The following is a 17,452-nucleotide window of genomic DNA, read 5'->3' on the forward strand; positions in this document are numbered from 1 at the left end:
CGGCCCTCACCGTTGCCGCCGTTGTACGCTGGAGCCTCACCGGATGACGGGGGTGGCGGTGGACCGCACGGAACGCATGCGTCTTGTCCTGACCGGCGGTCGGGACGGCGACCAGGAAGAACTCGACGAGCTGACCCTCCAGTTGCGTGAGCGGCTGCTCGAACTGGACGTCGAGGACGTCGAGACCGTCCGCTCCGGGGACGTCCCCGACGGTGCCAAACCGGCCGACGCCATCGCCGTCGGCGCACTCGCCGTGACCCTCGCCCCCCTCGCGCTCCGCTCGGTGCTCGACCTGGTGCGGACCTGGATCGAGAACCGACCGGTGCGCACGGTCAGCGTCACCCTGGGCGACGACAGCCTGGAACTGGAGGCCGCCTCCTCCGCCGACCAGCGGCGGATCGTCGACGCCTTCCTCGCCGCACACGCTCCCGAGGCGGAACCGGCCGACGGCCAGGGCGAGTGAGGGACGGACGACCGTGTCCGCGGGACGCTACGCGCTGCTCGTCGCGACGGGCCGGTACGACCACGAGGAGCTGCGGCGGCTGAGGTCGCCCGCCGGGGACGCCCAGGCGCTGGCGGAGGTGCTCGAGGACCCGGAGATCGGCGACTTCGAGGTGAGCATGGTCGTCGACGGCAGCCATCGTGAAGTGACCCGGGCCATCGAGCACTTCTTCCTCGACCGCCGCCGGGACGATCTGCTCCTGCTGCACATCTCCTGCCACGGCCTCAAGAGCGACAGCGGCGAACTGCACTTCGCCGCCGGGGACACCGACCGGCGGCTGCTCGCCTCCACGTCCGTCTCCGCCCTCTTCGTGCACCAGCGGATGCGCGCTTGCCGGGCCCGGTCGGTCGTCCTGCTCCTGGACTGCTGCTACAGCGGCGCCTTCCTGGCCGGGAGCAAGGGCGACACCACGGTCCACGTGAACGACGCACTGGCCGGACACGGCCGCGCGGTCCTCACCGCGACCAACCGCACCGAATACGCCTGGGAAGGCGAGCGGATCACCGAACTGGGCCCGGAACCCTCGCGGTTCACCGGGGCCGTCGTCAGGGGCCTGCGCACCGGTGAGGCGGACGGCAACCAGGACGGCCTGATCGACGTGCACGAACTGTACGACTACGTGTACGAGGAACTGCGCTCCGCCGGGGCCGGGCAGAGCCCGCAGATGTGGGCCGAGCTGGAACGGCGGGTGGTGGTGGCGCGGTCGGCCCTTCCCTCCGGTACGCGGCCCCGCCGGCGTACCGAGGGAGAACCTCCCCGCCACGGTTTCCCGGCACCACGCCCCGACGCCGTCTCCGGCCCGGCGGACACCGGGCCCCGGGCGGAACGTCCCCCGGGCGCGCTCGCCCGGATGGTGCTGCTCACCGAGGTGATGTGCGAGCTGGCGTGCATGGAGGACGCGCAGGGCCGTGCGCGGTTCGCGACGGTGCTGAAGGAGCAGCTCGGCCGTCCGGTCGATCTCAGGGGCGTCCGTCTCCGCGAGGACGTGGCGAGCATGGTGCGGGCCGCGCTCAAGATCCCGGGCGGACAGCGTGTGCTGGTGGATGTGGTCCGGATCTTCGAGGGGGACGAGGCGGCCGACGCGATCGAGCGGACGGCCGCCACCGCCGGCTGACGGCGGCACAAGTCTCCCCGCGGTAACCGTTTACAACGGCGTCACCCCGCGCTACCTTCCCTTCACGGTGAGGTGGGAGCGCTCCCACACTCAGGTGGACCGGAACCCGCCGTCGGGACACTCCCGCCTCGCCCTCTCCCCGCACCCCCGCATGCTCCGTCAACCCCACCGTCGGGACAGGTGTGTCATGATCGAAACAAGACCGGGGAGTGAGGCGGCTTCCCGATCAGTGCTTCCCGCCCGCACCCGGGCGCTCTTCCTCGTCCTGGTCTCCCTGCTCGCCACCGTCCCGGCCGTCGGCCTGGTCGTGACGGCGGGCGGTGCGAACGTCGGCCAGGGCGTGACGGTCCACAACGGTTCCATCGATCCGGGGGAGAGCGCGGTGTTCGGCCAGGTGCTCTACGGCCCGGGCGGTGACAGCACGCCGGCCCCGCCCTGCCGGACCGGCTGAACCGCCCCGCGGGCGGCCCCGATGACATATCCGGCCGTCATCGGTGCCACCCGCGCACCCCGTCAGTCACCCGACAGCAAGGCGAGCCACTCCAGTTGGCGCCGTACGTGCACCGCGTCCCCGCCCTCGTGCCCGTTGAAGGGATAGGCGTGGAGCACCGTGGCCGGGTCCCCGCCCGTGCGTTCCGCGTACCGGTTGAACGCCGCGTACGCCCCGCTCGGCGGGCAGACCGTGTCGCGCAGCCCGACCCCGAAGTGGGCCGGGGCGTGCGCGCGCCGGGCGAAGGACACGCCCTCGACGTAGGAGAGGGTGCGGCGGGCGGCCTCCTCGGCGCCCCGGTGCACCGCGAGATAGGCGGTGATCTCGCCGTACGGGGGCACGTCGGTGAGGTCCAGGGCGCGGTGGATGCCGCACAGCAGCGGGGCGGTGACCAGGAGCGCCGCCAGATCCGGGACGAGGCCCGCCACGGCCAGCGCGAGTCCTCCCCCCTGGCTGTTGCCCACGGCCGCGACACGGCCGGCGTCCACCCCGGGCAGCGCGCGTACGGCGGCCACCGCGCGCACCGCGTCGGTGATCAGCCGGCGGTAGTGGTAGTCCCCCGGGTCGAGCAGACCGCGGACCGCCGGACCGGGGCCGCCCGGCGCCAGGGCGTGCGGGTCGGGGGTGTCGCCGCCGCAGCCGTACTGGTCGCCCTGGCCGCGGTTGTCCATCAGCAGATGCGCGTACCCGGCGTTCACCCAGGTGAGCCGCTCGTGCGGCAGGCCGCGTCCGCGTCCGTAGCCCGCGAACTCCACCACCGCCGGAAGAGGTCCGGCCGCGTTCGCGGGGAGGCTGAACCAGGCGCGCACCGGGTCGCCGGCGAAGCCGCGGAACGTCACGTCCCAGCTCTCGGTGAGCCGCAGCCCGTTCTCCACCGGCCGTACCGAGACCAGGGGCTCCCCCTCGTCCGACGCCTCCTTCAGTGTGCGCTCCCAGAACGCGTCGAAGTCGGCGGGCTCCTCGATCTCCGGCCGGTAGCGCTCCAGTTCAGCCGGGGGCAGGTCGAACGCGGGCACGGGGCACCTCGCAGAGTCGAAACGGAGTCGAAACGGAGTCGAACGGCCGGTACGGCCGATCGTTGCGGGCTCACGCCAGAAAGTTTTGGGGACGTTAGCAGATCAAGTCCCGTTTCCACAGCCGTGCGTACCGGATCCGTCGCCACCGCGACCGCTTGAATTTCCGCTCTGCACCACCCATTGACACCGCTTACCCCCGCTCATAGGTTGCCGCGAAGTTACCGGTAAGGGCGCGAAATTTTCGGCTCCGCGCTCTACGCACGGGAGGCCCGAGCAATGAGCACCTCCACCACATCGGTTCCACCGCCGGGCACGCAGGACCCGCCTCCGGCGAAGACACCCCCGCGGCGCACCCGCTCACCGGCGCGCACCGGCTGGCGGCGCGCGCTGCGCAAGGACTGGCAGCTGTACTCGCTGGCCGTACTGCCGCTGCTGTTCTTCCTGGTGTTCCGCTATCTGCCGATGATCGGCAACGTGATCGCGTTCCGCCGGTTCGAGCCGGGCGGTTCGGTCTTCGGCGAGTACTGGGTGGGACTGCGCTACGTCGAGATGTTCCTGTCCGACCCGACCTTCTGGCAGGTGTTCAGGAACACCTTGTGGCTGGGCGGGCTCACGCTCGTCTTCTGCTTCCCGATCCCGGTCGTCCTCGCCCTGCTGCTGAACGAGGTGCGCAGGAACTCCCTGAAGCGGTTCGTGCAGTCGGTGTCGTACCTGCCGCACTTCCTGTCGATCGTGATCGTCGCCGGCATCACGCTGCAGATGCTCGCCACGGACGGCCCGGTCAACCACGTCCTGGGCTGGTTCGGGCACGACCCGATCCGGTTCATCCAGGAACCCGAATGGTTCCGCACCATCTACGTCGGCTCGGAGGTCTGGCAGACCGCCGGCTGGGGCACGATCCTCTACCTCGCCGCGCTCACCACCATCGACGAGGACCTGTACGAGGCCGCCCGCATCGACGGCGCCAACCGCTGGCAGCAGATCTGGCACGTCACCCTGCCCGGCATCCGCCCCACCATGATCACGCTGCTGATCCTCAACATCGGCACGTTCATGGCCGTCGGTTTCGAGAAGGTCCTGTTGCTCTACAACCCGCTGACCTATCCCACCGCCGACGTGATCTCCACCTACCTCTACCGGACCGGTGTGGAGTCCAACAGCTTCAGCTACGCCGCCGCGATCGGCCTGTTCGAGGCGGTCATCGGCCTGGTGCTCATCACCTCGGCCAACCAGCTCTCGCGCCGCACGGTGGGGACGAGCCTGTGGTGAGCGTCCACCGGCCGACCCGCGGCCACCGCGTCTTCCAGGGCGTCAACGGCGTGATCCTCACCCTCGTCGTGCTGGTGACGCTGTACCCCTTCGTCAACATCGTCGCCCGCTCGTTCAGCGGGGAGCGGCAGATCCGCGCCGGTGAGGTGACGCTGTGGCCCAAGGGCTTCAACCTCACCACGTACGAGATCGTCTTCAGCGACTCGATGTTCTGGCGCAACTACGGCAACACCGTCTTCTACACGGTGGTCTCCACCGCCGTCGCCATGGTGCTGACCACCTGCTACGCCTACGTCCTGTCGAAGAAGAACCTCAAGGGGCGCGGCGTCCTGGTCGGGATCGCCGTCTTCACCATGTTCTTCACCGGCGGACTGATCCCCCACTACGTCCTGATCACCAGCCTCGGCTTGAAGAACAGCGTGTGGGCGATCGCCCTGCCGAACGCGATCAGCGTCTTCAACCTGCTGGTGATGAAGGCCTTCTTCGAGAGCCTGCCGTCGGAGCTGGAGGAGGCCGCGCAGATCGACGGCCTCAGTACGTACGGCATCCTGCTGCGGATCGTGCTGCCGCTGTCGAAGGCGGTCGTCGCGACCATGATCCTCTTCTATGCGGTGTCCTTCTGGAACTCCTGGTTCTCGGCGTTCCTCTACATGGACCGCACCGAGCTGATGCCGGTCACGGTCTATCTGCGCAACCTGCTCGCGGGCGCCACGGGAGGCACCGGCGCCGGCGCGGCCACCGAGCAGCTCACCCAGGTCAACGCGAACATCCAGTCGGTCACGATCGTGCTCACCTCGCTGCCGATCCTCTGCCTCTACCCGTTCGTGCAGCGCTACTTCGTCTCGGGCGTGATGCTCGGCGCGGTCAAGGGCTGACAGCCGCACCCCCTTCCCCCTGCTCGACCCGCCGACGTACCAAGGGAGTTCCTCGTGAAGAACACCGGACAGCTCTCCCGGCGCCAGCTCCTCGGCGCCGCGGGATTCATCGGCCTCGCAGCCCTCACCGGCTGCGGAAGCGGCGGTGACGGCGGCGACGGCGCCAAGGACCTGTCGAAGAAGCGCGACGGCGCCATGAAGAAGTACCGGGCCGGCGAACAGTTCAAGGCCACCGAGCCACTGACCTTCTCCCTCCTGCACAACAACAACCCCGTCTACCCGATGAAGGACGACTGGCTGTTCTGGAAGGAGGTCACCCGGCGCACCGGCGTCACCCTCAAGGCCACCCCGGTCCCGCTGAGCGACTACGAGAAGAAGCGCAGCCTGCTCATCGGCGCGGGCGACGCCCCCCTCCTCATCCCCAAGACCTACCCGGGCGCGGAGACCGCGTTCGTCTCCTCGGGCGCGATCCTCCCGGTCAGCGAGTACGTCGACCTGATGCCCAACTTCCGCGACAAGGTGAAGAGATGGAACCTCCAGCCGGAGGTCGACTCGCTGCGCCAGTCCGACGGCCGCTACTACCTGCTGCCCGGACTGCACGAGAAGGTCAAGCAGGGTTACTCGCTGTCCTTGCGCACCGACGTCCTGGACCGGCACGGCCTGAGCCTGCCCACCACCTGGGACGAGGTGTACCAGACCTTCAAGGCACTCAAGGAGGAGTACCCCGACCGCTACCCGTTCACCGACCGCTGGAGCACCAACACCCCCTTCCCCGCCGGTGCCCTCTTCCAGTACCTCGGCCAGGCGCACGGCGTCCGGGCCGGCTGGTCGTACCTGAACACCAGCTGGGACGCGAAGGCGGGGAAGTTCGTCTTCACCGGCGCCACGGACGCCTTCCGCCAGGTCGTCGAGTACCTGCGCAAGCTGGTCGCCGAGAAGCTGATGGACCCCGAGAGCTTCACCCAGACCGACGACGAGGCGGTCAGGAAGATCCTCTCGGAGAAGTCCTTCGCGATCAGCGCCAACCCGCAGGAGCTGGTGCAGAACTACCGCTACAACCTCCGGAAGCAGGTCAAGGACGCCACCATCGAGATGATCCCGGTGCCGCTCGGACCCGCCGGGCCGGTGGTGCTGGGCGGTGCCCGCCTGGAGAACGGCATGATGATCTCCAGCAAGGCCCTGGACGGCGACGACTTCGTCGCCCTGATGCAGTTCGTGGACTGGCTCTGGTACTCCGACGCCGGCCAGGAGCTGTGCAAGTGGGGCGTGGAGAACACCACCTTCACCCGCTCCGGACCCGGACAGTACGAACTCAAGCCCGGCATCAGCCTCATGGGCTCCGACCCGGACGCCCCGAAGGACCTCCAGAAGGACTTCGGCTTCTACAACGGCGTCTTCACCTACGGCGGAAGCTGGGCCCTGGTCTCGTCCTCCTTCAGCCCCGACGAGAAGAAGTTCACCGACGCCATGGCCTCCCGCGAACAGCTGCCCACCGACCCGCCGCACCCGCTGCGCGCCGAGGAGCAGGAGCAGGCCACCCTCTGGGACACCCCGCTGAAGGACCACGTCACCCAGAACGCCCTCCAGTTCGTCCTCGGCAAGCGCCCGCTCTCCGAGTGGGACGACTACGTCGCGGAGCTGAAGGCCAAGAACATGGACCGGTTCATCGACCTGCACAACCAGGCATACGAACGGTTCAAGAAGGAGAACGCGTGATCCGCGTCCCCGGCGCGCCGGACGGCCGGCTGTCCGACGCCTGGCGGGCCTGCGTCGGCACCGGCCGCCTCGACCTCGCCCTGCGCCGCGACTACCAGGACTCCCTCGCCCTGCTCCAGCGCGACATCGGCTTCCGGTATCTGCGCGGCCACGGCCTGCTCAGCGACGGCCTGGGCATCCACCGCCCCTACACGTGGCAGGGCGCCCGCCGCACCCACCACTCGTTCACCTACCTCGACCAGGTGCTCGACGCCTGCCTCGGCCTGGGCATCCGCCCCTTCCTCGAACTCGGCTTCATGCCCGGCGCCCTGGCCTCGGGCGAGCAGACGGTGTTCTGGTGGCGGGGCAACGTCACCCCGCCCGCCGACGAGAAGGAGTGGACGGACCTGGTCCGCGCCACCCTCGCCCACCTCGTCGACCGCTACGGCGCCGACGAGGTGCGCACCTGGCCCGTCGAGGTGTGGAACGAGCCCGATCTGCCCGACTTCTGGCCGAACGCCGACGAACAGGCCTACCACCGGCTGTACGAGGCGACCGCGCACGCCGTGAAGGAGGTGGACGCCGGACTGAAGGTGGGCGGCCCGGCACTCTCACCCGGCGCCGACGGCTGGATGGAGCGGTTCGCCGAATTCGCCGAACACCGGGACGTGCCCGTCGACTTCGTCTCCCGGCACGCCTACAGCTCCGGACCCGCCCAGCACGTCCCGTTCGGCGTCCACCAGACACTCGCCCCGGCGCGCGACCTCCTGGACCAGTTCGCCGAGCCGCGCCGGTCCCTCGAGGGCACCCGGCTGGAGGGCCTGCCCGTCCACATCACCGAGTTCAACTCCTCCTACCGCCCCGACAACCCCGTCCACGACACCGCCTTCCACGCCGCCTACCTGGCCCCGGTCGTCACGGCCGGCGGCGACCACGCCGACTCCTTCTCCTACTGGACGTTCAGCGACGTCTTCGAGGAGACCGGCGTCCCCACCGCGCTCTTCCACGGCGGCTTCGGCCTGCTCACCCACCGCGGACTGCGCAAACCCACCTACCACCTGTACGCCTTCATGTCCCGCATGGGGCAGGAGCGACTGGCGCGGGGTGACGACCACCTGGTGACCCGGCACGCCGACGGCCGGGTCACCGTCCTCGCCTGGGCCCCCGTCGACCCGGCCGGCGGGACATCCGGCCCGGACCGGCACACCCTGCGCCTGTCCCTGCCGGCCGGCACCGCCCCGCACGGCACGGTGTTCGTCCGCCGCTCCTCCGTCGACGAGGAGCGCGGCAACGCGTATGCCGCCTGGCGGCACATGGGCAGCCCCCGCTCCCCGAGGTCCGGACAGCTCGACGTCCTGCACGAGGCGTCCGAGCCCGCCCGCGCCCACCACCGGCTGCCGGTCGAGGGCGGCCGCGTCGGCCTCGACCTCACCCTGGCCCGCCACGAGATCACCCTCGTCGAGCTGACCCCGGTCGACGACGAGACCCCGCCCTGGTGGGACGAGCGGCGGCTGCTCGGCCGGGAGGCGCCGTGAGCACTGCACGGGCCGACACGTTCGGCACCGGGACGCTCTCCCGGGCCACCGCGCTGATCCACACGCTCGTCACCGTCGAGGCCCTGCTGCTGCTCACCGCGGCGCCGGGCCTCGCCGGCCTCCTCCTCCTCGCACCCGACCCCGCCAACCTCCCCCTCGCCGCCCTCTGCCTGCTGCCCCTGGGCCCGGCCGCCTCCGCCGCCCTCCACGCCCTGCACCACCGCGGCCGCGACCTCACCGACCTCCACCCGGTCCGCGCCTTCCTGCACGGCTGGCGGCTGAACGCCCTGCCCGTGCTGAGACTGTGGGCGCCGCTGCTCGCCTGGCTCACGGTGATCGCCTTCACCCTCACCCACTTCTCCGCCACCGGACTCCCCGGCTGGTGGGCGGCGCTCCTCGCGCTGATCGGCACGGGCTCCCTCCTGTGGGGCGCGCACGCCCTGGTCCTCACCGCCCTGTTCACCTTCCGTACCCGCGACACCGCCCGCCTCGCCGCCTACTTCCTGCTGCGCCACCCCAGGGCCACCCTCGGCGCCCTCTCCCTGCTGATCCTGACGGCCGCCGGCACCGCCCTGCTCACCGAGGCCCTGCCCGCCCTGCTCGCCGCCCCCCTGCTGCTGTCCCTGCTGCACAGCGGCCGCCCGGTGATCGCCGAGACCGAGGAGCACTTCACCGCATGACCGCGCCCCGCACCCCGAAGATCCCCTACGGCGGCGACTACAACCCCGAGCAGTGGCCCGAGGAGGTGGGGGACGAGGACCACCGCCTGTTCACCGACGCCGGCATCGACACCCTCACCGTCGGCGTCTTCTCCTGGTCCCTCACCCAGCCCGCCGAGAACACCTACGACTTCACCGTCCTGGACCGCGTCCTCGACCGCGCCGCCGCCGAGGGCCGCCACGTCTGCCTCGCCACCGGCACCGCCGCCCTCCCGCCCTGGCTGGCGAAACGCCACCCGGAGGTCAACCGCACCGACTTCGAGGGCCGCCGCCACCGCTACGGCCAGCGCCACAACTTCTGCCCCAGCTCACCGGCGTACCGCCGCCTTGCCACCGCGCTCGCGGCCCGCCTCGCCGAACGCTACGCAGAACACCCCGCCCTGCTCGCCTGGCACATCAACAACGAGTACGGCGGCGCCTGTTACTGCGACCTGTGCGCCGACGCCTTCCGCGGCTGGCTGCGCGAGCGCCACGGCACCCTCGACGCCCTCAACGACGCCTGGTGGACGACGTTCTGGTCGCACCGCTACACCGACTGGGACCAGATCGAGCCGCCCAGCGCCCTCACCGAGCACTGGCGCGGCCCCGACCACACCGCCTTCCAGGGCATCACCCTGGACTACCACCGTTTCACCACCGACGCCCTGCTCGGCTGCTTCCTCGCCGAGAAGGAGGCGATCCGCGCCCACGACCCGGACACCCCCGTCACCACCAACCTCATGGGCCTGTTCCGCCCCCTCGACTACCACCGCTGGGCGCCCCACCTCGACTTCGCGTCCTGGGACAGCTACCCGCCCCTGGACGCCCCGCCCACCGTCGCCGCCCTCGCCCACGACCTGATGCGCGGCCTCAAGGACGGCGCCCCCTTCTGGCTGATGGAACAGACCCCGTCCACCACCGCCTGCCGCGACGTCAACCCGCTGCGCCGCCCGGGCGAACTGCGCCTGGCCACGTACCAGGCCGTCGCCCACGGCGCGGACGCCGCCCTCTACTTCCAGATGCGCGCCTCACGCGGCGCCTGCGAGAAGTACCACGGTGCGGTCATCGGCCACGCGGGACGGGACGACACCCGCGTCTTCCGGGAGGTCGCCGAGGTGGGGGCGGAGCTGGAGACCCTGGGCGGCGCGACGCTCGGAGCCCGCACTCCCGCCCGCACCGCCCTCCTCTTCGACTGGGACAGCTGGTGGGCCTTGGAGATGTCCGACGGCCCCTCCCGGCTGGTCCGCTACCAGCACACCGTTCACGCCTACTACCGCGCCGCCCGCGAGGCCGGCGCCGACGTGGACGTCGTCCCGGTCACCGCCGACCTCACCCCGTACGACGTGGTCCTCGCTCCCGTGCTGCACATGGTCAAGGACGGCCTGGCGGCCCGCCTGGAGGCCGTCACCGCGCGGGGCGGCACCGTGCTGGCGACGTTCCTCTCCGGCCGCGTCGACGAGCACGACCGGGCCTTCCCCACCGACGTGCCGGGACCTCTCGCCCCGCTGATGGGCATCCGGATCGACGAGTGGGACGCGCGCCAGGAGGAGGTCGTGAACCCCGTCCACCTGGACGGCCTCACCGCCGACGCCCGCCTGGTCTTCGAGATCGTGCGACCGCGCGGCGCCGAACCGGTCGGCACGTACGGCGCCGACTTCTACGCCGGAACCCCGGCCGTCACCCGCCACCGCGTCGGCGGGGGCGAGGCGTGGTACGTCGCCACGGCCCTCGACCAGCCGGGCGTCGGCCACGTGGTCCGCCGGATCCTCGGCCGCCACGGCCTCGTCGGCCCCTACGCCGGCCACCCCGCCGTCGAGACCGCGACCCGTGTCGCCCCCGACGGCATCCGCCTGCTCTTCCTCATCAACCACGCACCGCAACCGGCCCGCCTGACGGCCCACGCACCCGCCACCGACCTGCTCACCGGCGAACACACCGAGCGGGACGAGCCGTTCACCCTCGGCCCGCTCGGCGTGGCGGTCCTGCGCCTTCAGTAGAGGGTCCGCCCCCGCTCGTCCGGCACCCCGGACTTGCGCAGGAAGTAGCTGTTGACCTGGTCGCGCCACTCACGGGCGCTGCGCAGCTGCTCCTCGAACCGCTCGGCCACGCGCGCGTGCCGGGCCGGTTCCACCAGGTCCGCGAGGTCCGCCCACACCCGGCGGGCCTCCTCGGCCTCCTCCACACCCTCGAAGTGGGTGTCGTAGATGTGCTGGATCACCGTCTTCCCGCTGTGCAGCACATGCCCGTACGGCACATGGTGGAAGAACAGCAGCAGCTCGTCGGGGCAGGTCTCCGGCGACTCGTACACCTCGGCCCACGGCTCGGCGTACTGGCCGGCGTACCCGGTGCCGGTCGCCGTGCTGCGGTCCACGCCGACGCCGTCCCGGTCGGCGAAGTGGTAGGTGCCCCAGGGGCTGTACTCGTAGCCGTCGACGCTCGGCCCGTAGTGGTGCCCCGGCTGCACCATGAAGCCCACGCCGAGCGGCGCGGTGTACTTCTCGTACGTCCGCCAGGAGCCGTCGAGCACCGCGTGCAGCCCGTCGGCCAGCCGCTCCTTTGCCCCCGGGTGGGTCAGCGCGATCCACTCGCCGAGGACCGCCCGCGGATCCGCCGCCGGGTCCCAGGCCAGGCGCCCGAAGGTGTAGAGGTTGGCCTGGGCGAGGGGATGCCCGGTCCAGAACGGGTCGTCGCCGGCGTTCGACACGGCCACCAGCCCGTCCGCCAGCCGCCCGGCGCTCACCTCGCCGTCCGGCCGGAACCGCAGCACCTCGCTCCACATCGGACCCAGCCAGCACACATGCCGCTGCTGCCCGGTGTACTCCTGCGTGACCTGGAGCTCCACCGCGAGCCGCGTGCCCGGCATGGCGCCGATCAGCGGGGAGACCGGCTCGCGCACCTGGAAGTCCATCGGCCCGTGCTTGACCTGGAGCACCGCGTTCGCCGCGAACTCCCCGTCCAACGGGGTGAAATGGTCGTACGCGGCCCGCGCCCGGTCGGTGCTCCGGTCCCGCCAGTCCTGGCGGTGGTCGTAGACGAAGGCCCGCCAGTGCACCGTGCCGCCGTACGGTTCGAGGGCGGCGGCCAGCATGTTCGCGCCGTCGGCGTGCGAGCGGCCGTACGCGAACGGTCCGGGCTGCCCCTCCGAGTCGGCCTTCACGACGTACCCGCCGAAGTCGCCGATCTCCTCGTACACCCGCCGGGTCGCCTCCGCCCACCAGCCGCGCACCGCCTCGTCCAGCGGGTCGGCGGTGGACAGCCCGCCCAGCACCATCGGCGCGGCGAAGGTGACCGACAGATGGGTGCGGATGCCGTACGGACGCAACACGTCGGCGATCGCCGCCACTTCGCCGATCCGGTCGGTGAGCAGACGCGCCTCCGTGGCGTGCACGTTGACGTTGTTGACGGCGACGGCGTTGATCCCGCAGGCCGCGAGCAGCCTGCCGTACGCCCGCACCCGGTCGACGTCCTCGCGCGCCCGTCCGTCGGCCCAGAACAGCGAACCGCCCGCGTAGCCGCGTTCGACCTGGCCCATGACCGGGTGCACGGCCACGTTGTCCCAGTGGTCCAGCATGCGTGAGGCGTACGCCGGACGGTGCTCCTCGTGGGCCCGTTCACCGGCGAAGGCGTCCTCTCCGAGCCGTACGACGTGGAACAGGCCGTACAGCAGCCCGCGTCCGGCGGACGCGGTGACGGTCGTGACGCCGTCCCGGCGCGTGAGCGTAAATCCCTCGTCTCCGAGATCACCGCCGGCCAGTTCGAGCACCAGCTCGGCGTCCTCGCCGCCGTCCCGTACGACCCGTCCGCCGAACCGCGCGCAGGCGTCGGCCAGTTCGCCGTACACCGTCTCCGCCAGGGGCCCGGCGCCGGCGGCGCGTATCAGCGAACGCCGGCTGCCGACCGCCCGGAACGCCTCTGCCGGCAGCCAGGCCGCGTCGAAGTCCCCCGAGTGGGTCATGCCCGTGCTCTCCCTTGCCGTGGAAGCGCCGTCCCCGGAGAGCACCGGGGGCGGCCCCCATTCTGGTGCACCGGGGACGGGAGAGGTACCTGTCGGCCTGCGGGAATCCAAGGAAAAGGCGGGCCCGGGCGACGCCCGGACCCGCCCTGTGAGCGGCAGTCGGCTCAGCTCAGCAGTTCCACCTCCGCCAGCGCCGCCTCACCGGTCAGCACCAGCCGGTAGTGGCCGTACGCCTTCGGCTCGCCGACCGAGAAGGCGCGGGTCTGCCGGTCCCAGCGGAACGACTCGCCGGCCCGCTTGTCGAGGTCCGTCCACGTCGTGCCGTCGGCCGAGCCCTGGAGGACCCAGCCCGTGGGCGCCTTGGTGTGGTCCGAGGAGGTCAGCGTGTACTGCACCGCCTCGGTGTCCCCGGTGACGGGCAGCTCCACGGTGGAGACCGTGGCGCCGGTCGCCGACGTGTCGTCGAACAGGGCGCCCTCGCCCTTCAGCGCGTCCTTGCGCGGGGTCGGCACCTCGTCGTCCTGCGTGATCGACACGGGTGCCGCGTTCTTGCCGCTGCCCCACGACGACGGACGCGAGCCCATGTCGAACTCCAGGACCCCGCCCTTCGAGATCACCGAGTGCGGCAGCGACGTGGAGTTCCAGCGCTTGCCGTTGACCTTCAGGCCCTGCACGTAGACGTTCTTCGCGCTGTTCTTCGGCGCCTTGACGACCAGCTCGCGGCCGTTCTCCAGGTGCACGGTGACCTTCTTGAACAGCGGGGAGCCGATGGCGTACTCGCCGCTGCCCATGACCAGCGGGTAGAAGCCGAGCGAGGAGAAGAGGTACCAGGCCGACTGCTCGCCGTTGTCCTCGTCGCCGTGGTAGCCCTGGCCGATCTCGCTGCCGGTGTAGAGGCGGGACAGCACCTCGCGCACGTTCTTCTGGGTCTTCCAGGGCTGTCCGGCCGCGTCGTACATGTACAGGGCGTGGTGGGCGACCTGGTTGGAGTGGCCGTACATGCCCATCCGGACGTCCCGCGCCTCGGTCATCTCGTGGATGACACCGCCGTAGGAGCCGACGAACTCCGCGGAGGCCGTCTCGGGGGTGGAGAGGTACTCGTCGAGCTTGTCGCCGAGGCCGTCCCGGCCGCCGTACAGGTTGGCCAGGCCGCGGCTGTCCTGCGGGGCGGTGAAGGCGTAGCCCCAGCCGTTGGTCTCGGTGTAGTCGTGGCCCCACACGCGCGGGTCGTACTTCGAGGACTCGACCCGCCAGTCACCCTTGGCGTTCTTGCCCTGGAAGAAGCCGGCCTCGGGGTCGAACATGTTGACGTAGTCCTGGGCGCGGTTGAGGAAGTACGCCGACTCCTCCTTGTAGCGCTTCTCGCCCGTCTTCTTGTAGAGCGCCTCGCCCATCCTGGCGATGCCGTAGTCGTTGAGGTAGCCCTCCAGCGCCCACGACAGGCCCTCGTGGGTGTCGGTGCTGGTGTAGCCGAGGAACGGCGAGGTGGCCATGCCCTTGCGGCCCACACCGGAGGACGGCGGTACGACGGTGGCGTTCTTCACCGCCGCGTCGTACGCGGCCTCCGCGTCGAAGTCGACGCCCTTGACGTACGCGTCGGCGAACGCGACGTCCGAGGAGGTGCCGGTCATCAGGTCGGCGTAGCCGGGGGAGGACCAGCGGGAGGTCCAGCCGCCGTCCTTGTAGTGCTGCACGAACCCGTCGACCAGCTCACCGGCCTTGGACGGGGTCAGGAAGGAGTACGCGGGCCAGGTGGTCCGGTAGGTGTCCCAGAAGCCGTTGTTGACGTACACCTTGCCGTCGACGATCTTCGCGCCGGTGTGCGTCGGGGTGTCGGCCTTCTCCATCTTCGAGAACGGGGAGGCGTACTGGTACTTTCCGCCGACCTTCTCGTGGCCCGCGTTCGGGTACAGGTACAGCCGGTAGAGGCTGGAGTAGAGCGTGGTCAGCTGGTCCGGCGTGGCGCCCTCGACCTCGACCTTGCCGAGGATCCTGTCCCACTGCTTCTGCGCGTCACGCTTGACCTTGTCGAAGGAGGCGTGCTTGCCGATCTCCTGGCGCAGGTTGTCCTTCGCCTGGTCGACGCTGATCAGGGAGGTGGCCAGGCGCAGGGTGACCGTGCGGTCCTTGCCCGCGTCGAAGCGCAGGTAGCCCTTGACGCCGCTGGCGTCGCCCTCGGTGACCTTCTTGTCGAACTCGCCGTAGACGAACAGCCGGGTCGCGCCCGTCGACAGCCCGGACTTGACGTCCGAGTAGCCGGTGAAGGTGCCGTTCTCCTCGTCGAGGGTCAGGCCGGCCTGGTCGGTGACGTTGTCGAAGAGCACGCTCGCGTCGTCGCCGGGGAAGGTGAACCGCATTGCCGCCGCGTGGTCGGTCGGCGCCATCTCGGCCTTCAGACCGTTCTCGAACCGCACCCCGTAGTAGTACGGCCGGGCGGTCTCGTTCTCGTGCCGGAACGCCAGTTCGCGCTCCTCACGGCCCAGGTCCGGGGTGCCGGAGGCGACGGACGGCATCACCTGGAAGGTCTGCCGGTCGCCCATCCACGGGCTCGGCTCGTGGCTCGCGCTGAACGCCTGGATCGTCGGCAGGTTGTCCGCGTTGTTGCCGCGCGCGTAGTCGTACAGCCAGCTCAGCGAACCGGCGTTGGTGACCGGGGTCCAGAAGTTGAAGCCGTGCGGCACGGCCGTCGCGGGGAAGTTGTTGCCGCGCGAGAAGCCGCCGCTGGAGTTGGTGCCCCGGGTCGTCACCGCGTAGTCGGAGAGGTGGGCCTTCGGCCGCTCGGGCTTGACCGGCTTCAGCGCCACGTCGTCCAGCCAGCCGCGGAACTTGGTCTCGCCCTTGGGGGAGTCGTACGCCACCAGGATCCGGTCGACGGTCTTGCCGGCGGCCACCGAGCCGATCCGGGAGACCACGTTGTTCCACTGGTTGACGTAGAGGATCTTCGACGCGCCCTGCCCCTGCGGGGTGAGCGGGAAGCCGTGCTGGTCGGTGGCGCGCAGGTCGCTCAGATAGGTGCCGTCGGTGAAGGCGAGGTCGACGGAGACGTTGGTGGAGTCGTAGTCGAGGTCGCCGTCCGCCATCGACGGGAAGATGCGGTACGACAGTTCGGTGTTCCGCTCGACCTTCGTGTTGACGTCGAACACCTTGTTGTACGAGTACGCCCGCCCCTCGGCGGTGTGCCGGCCGGCGTAGCGCAGGGCGCGCTTCCCGGTGAACCCGGCGCCCGCCTTGGCCGTCGGCGAGCCGGACGGGCCGCGGTCGACCAGCGAGAGCATGTCCTGCGGTATCGGCGCCTCGTCGTCGCCGGTGGAGAACTGGACGTCGGCGAGCTGGACTATGTTGCCGCTGCCGTTCTTGGTGATCTCCAGCCGGAAGTACCGGTATTCGGCGACGGCGGAGGCGTCGATGTCGTAGAGCTTGGTCTGGAAGCGTTCCGTGAACGTCTCGCCCGAGCGGGTGTCGAGGGTCTTCCAGTCCTCGCCGTCGGTGGAGCCCTTGAGGGTCCAGTCCCGCGGGTCGCGCTCGGCGGCGTCGTTGGCGGAGGTGAGGGCGTAACGGACCGCCTTGACGGGGGCGTCCAGGTCGAACTCCACCCAGCCGGTGGACTCGAAGGCCAGCCACTTGCTGCTCGGCTCGCCGTCGACGAGGTTCTCCTTCACCTCCCCGCCGCCGGTGTTCTCCGCGCTGGCGCGGACGTCCGTGACATGGTCGGTGACATTGCCCGGAATGCCCGAACTGTAACCGCCGTTCACGCCCGAGGCGCGCTTCTCGCCGCCTCGCGTGGTGTCGACGGTGTTCTGCCAGTCCGGGGCGGGCTCCCCGGCCTCGAACGACGACGCGAACTCACGGTCCGCCTTCGGCGGCGCCTGAGGCAGCGCCACCGCGACGCCCTGTGAGCCCGCGGCCAAGGCGAAGGCGGTCGCCGTGACGACCGCCGAACCCCATCTGTGCCGAACCCTGTTGTGCATGAGTGAGGACCCTCCCTGCGCCGGACAACGTTGTCAATGAGATGCGCAAGATCTAGTAGTGGGTCAAGTTGCTCGTGGTGTCAAGGGGCTTGAATGCGGCATTCCAGTCCAACGGCGATCATTCCTCCGCGGAGGAACGCGCCGGAGGGGGATATTTCCGGGAGGTCTCAACTCGGAAAAGACCAGAGGCGAACCTTGCATTCGATCTTGCTCCGTTGACGGGAAGTGGACTATACCTGTCGGCACTCCGGGGCATCTCCACCGCACCCGATCCTGTACGGCCGCACTTCCTGCACGACCCAGCTTGACCCGAACGCGGTGCCGGGGAGGATCCG

General features: G+C 70.5%; 12 protein-coding genes. 9 read left to right on the forward strand and 3 right to left on the reverse strand.

Features of this window, described 5'->3' with window-relative positions; genetic code table 11:
• Positions 1–43 precede the first annotated feature (43 nt).
• The 3 genes from IH50_RS0105160 to IH50_RS42420 all read left to right on the forward strand — a co-directional run bounded on the left by IH50_RS0105160 (position 44) and on the right by IH50_RS42420 (position 2,067).
• On the forward strand, positions 44–463 hold the full coding sequence (locus IH50_RS0105160; RefSeq protein WP_234328090.1) for a hypothetical protein: 420 nt from the start codon (positions 44–46) through the stop codon (positions 461–463).
• Between the two features lie 13 nt (positions 464–476).
• The gene (locus tag IH50_RS42415) at positions 477–1,616 is read left to right on the forward strand and encodes a caspase, EACC1-associated type (RefSeq protein WP_051767178.1); all 1,140 of its coding nucleotides are present in this window, start codon (positions 477–479) and stop codon (positions 1,614–1,616) included.
• Positions 1,617–1,845: 229 nt separating this feature from the next.
• On the forward strand, positions 1,846–2,067 hold the full coding sequence (locus IH50_RS42420; protein ID WP_030857707.1) for a hypothetical protein: 222 nt from the start codon (positions 1,846–1,848) through the stop codon (positions 2,065–2,067).
• A gap of 62 nt (positions 2,068–2,129) precedes the next feature.
• Here IH50_RS42420 and IH50_RS0105175 read toward each other — a convergent pair whose 3' ends face one another.
• On the reverse strand, positions 2,130–3,122 hold the full coding sequence (locus IH50_RS0105175) for an acetylxylan esterase (protein WP_030857709.1): 993 nt from the start codon (positions 3,120–3,122) through the stop codon (positions 2,130–2,132).
• A 276-nt stretch (positions 3,123–3,398) separates the two neighbouring features.
• Here IH50_RS0105175 and IH50_RS0105180 point away from each other — a divergent pair, with 276 nt between their 5' ends.
• From IH50_RS0105180 to IH50_RS0105205, 6 genes are read left to right on the forward strand one after another with little or no spacing between them, the layout of a single operon-like run.
• Complete coding sequence (locus tag IH50_RS0105180; protein ID WP_030857711.1) at positions 3,399–4,391, forward strand: ABC transporter permease; 993 nt, start codon at positions 3,399–3,401, stop codon at positions 4,389–4,391.
• Positions 4,385–5,266: a carbohydrate ABC transporter permease gene (locus tag IH50_RS0105185; RefSeq protein ID WP_030857713.1), complete on the forward strand. Its 882-nt coding sequence runs from the start codon at positions 4,385–4,387 to the stop codon at positions 5,264–5,266. Before IH50_RS0105180 ends, IH50_RS0105185 begins: the two co-directional genes overlap by 7 nt.
• Positions 5,267–5,320: 54 nt before the next feature.
• Positions 5,321–6,982: an extracellular solute-binding protein gene (locus IH50_RS0105190; protein ID WP_030857715.1), complete on the forward strand. Its 1,662-nt coding sequence runs from the start codon at positions 5,321–5,323 to the stop codon at positions 6,980–6,982.
• Entirely contained in the window at positions 6,979–8,496 is a 1,518-nt protein-coding gene (locus IH50_RS0105195; RefSeq protein ID WP_030857717.1) for a GH39 family glycosyl hydrolase, read from the forward strand. The genes IH50_RS0105190 and IH50_RS0105195 overlap by 4 nt, the downstream gene beginning before the upstream one ends.
• Positions 8,493–9,176, forward strand: coding sequence for a hypothetical protein (locus IH50_RS0105200; RefSeq protein WP_030857719.1), 684 nt, complete (start codon positions 8,493–8,495; stop codon positions 9,174–9,176). The genes IH50_RS0105195 and IH50_RS0105200 overlap by 4 nt, the downstream gene beginning before the upstream one ends.
• Complete coding sequence (locus IH50_RS0105205) at positions 9,173–11,191, forward strand: beta-galactosidase (protein WP_030857721.1); 2,019 nt, start codon at positions 9,173–9,175, stop codon at positions 11,189–11,191. Before IH50_RS0105200 ends, IH50_RS0105205 begins: the two co-directional genes overlap by 4 nt.
• Here IH50_RS0105205 and IH50_RS0105210 read toward each other — a convergent pair.
• Together IH50_RS0105210 and IH50_RS0105215 are read right to left on the reverse strand one after the other, a co-directional pair.
• Complete coding sequence (locus tag IH50_RS0105210) at positions 11,185–13,149, reverse strand: alpha-glucuronidase (RefSeq protein WP_030857723.1); 1,965 nt, start codon at positions 13,147–13,149, stop codon at positions 11,185–11,187. The genes IH50_RS0105205 and IH50_RS0105210 overlap by 7 nt on opposite strands.
• Before the next feature lie 164 nt (positions 13,150–13,313).
• Positions 13,314–17,117: a GH92 family glycosyl hydrolase gene (locus tag IH50_RS0105215; protein WP_030857726.1), complete on the reverse strand. Its 3,804-nt coding sequence runs from the start codon at positions 17,115–17,117 to the stop codon at positions 13,314–13,316.
• Positions 17,118–17,452 lie beyond the last annotated feature (335 nt).

Origin of the sequence: Streptomyces sp. NRRL S-37 (assembly GCF_000721605.1) — a bacterium.
In the GTDB taxonomy this organism is placed as follows: Bacteria; Actinomycetota; Actinomycetes; order Streptomycetales; family Streptomycetaceae; genus Streptomyces.

Excerpts from the sequence above, each read along its gene's own strand:
- IH50_RS0105180 (WP_030857711.1), top strand. The coding sequence starts at position 3,399 with ATGAGCACCTCCACCACATCGGTTCCACCGCCGGGCACGCAGGACCCG.
- IH50_RS0105160 (WP_234328090.1), top strand. The coding sequence starts at position 44 with ATGACGGGGGTGGCGGTGGACCGCACGGAACGCATGCGTCTTGTCCTG.
- IH50_RS0105210 (WP_030857723.1), bottom strand. The coding sequence starts at position 13,149 with ATGACCCACTCGGGGGACTTCGACGCGGCCTGGCTGCCGGCAGAGGCG.
- IH50_RS0105205 (WP_030857721.1), top strand. The coding sequence starts at position 9,173 with ATGACCGCGCCCCGCACCCCGAAGATCCCCTACGGCGGCGACTACAAC.
- IH50_RS0105215 (WP_030857726.1), bottom strand. The coding sequence starts at position 17,117 with ATGCACAACAGGGTTCGGCACAGATGGGGTTCGGCGGTCGTCACGGCG.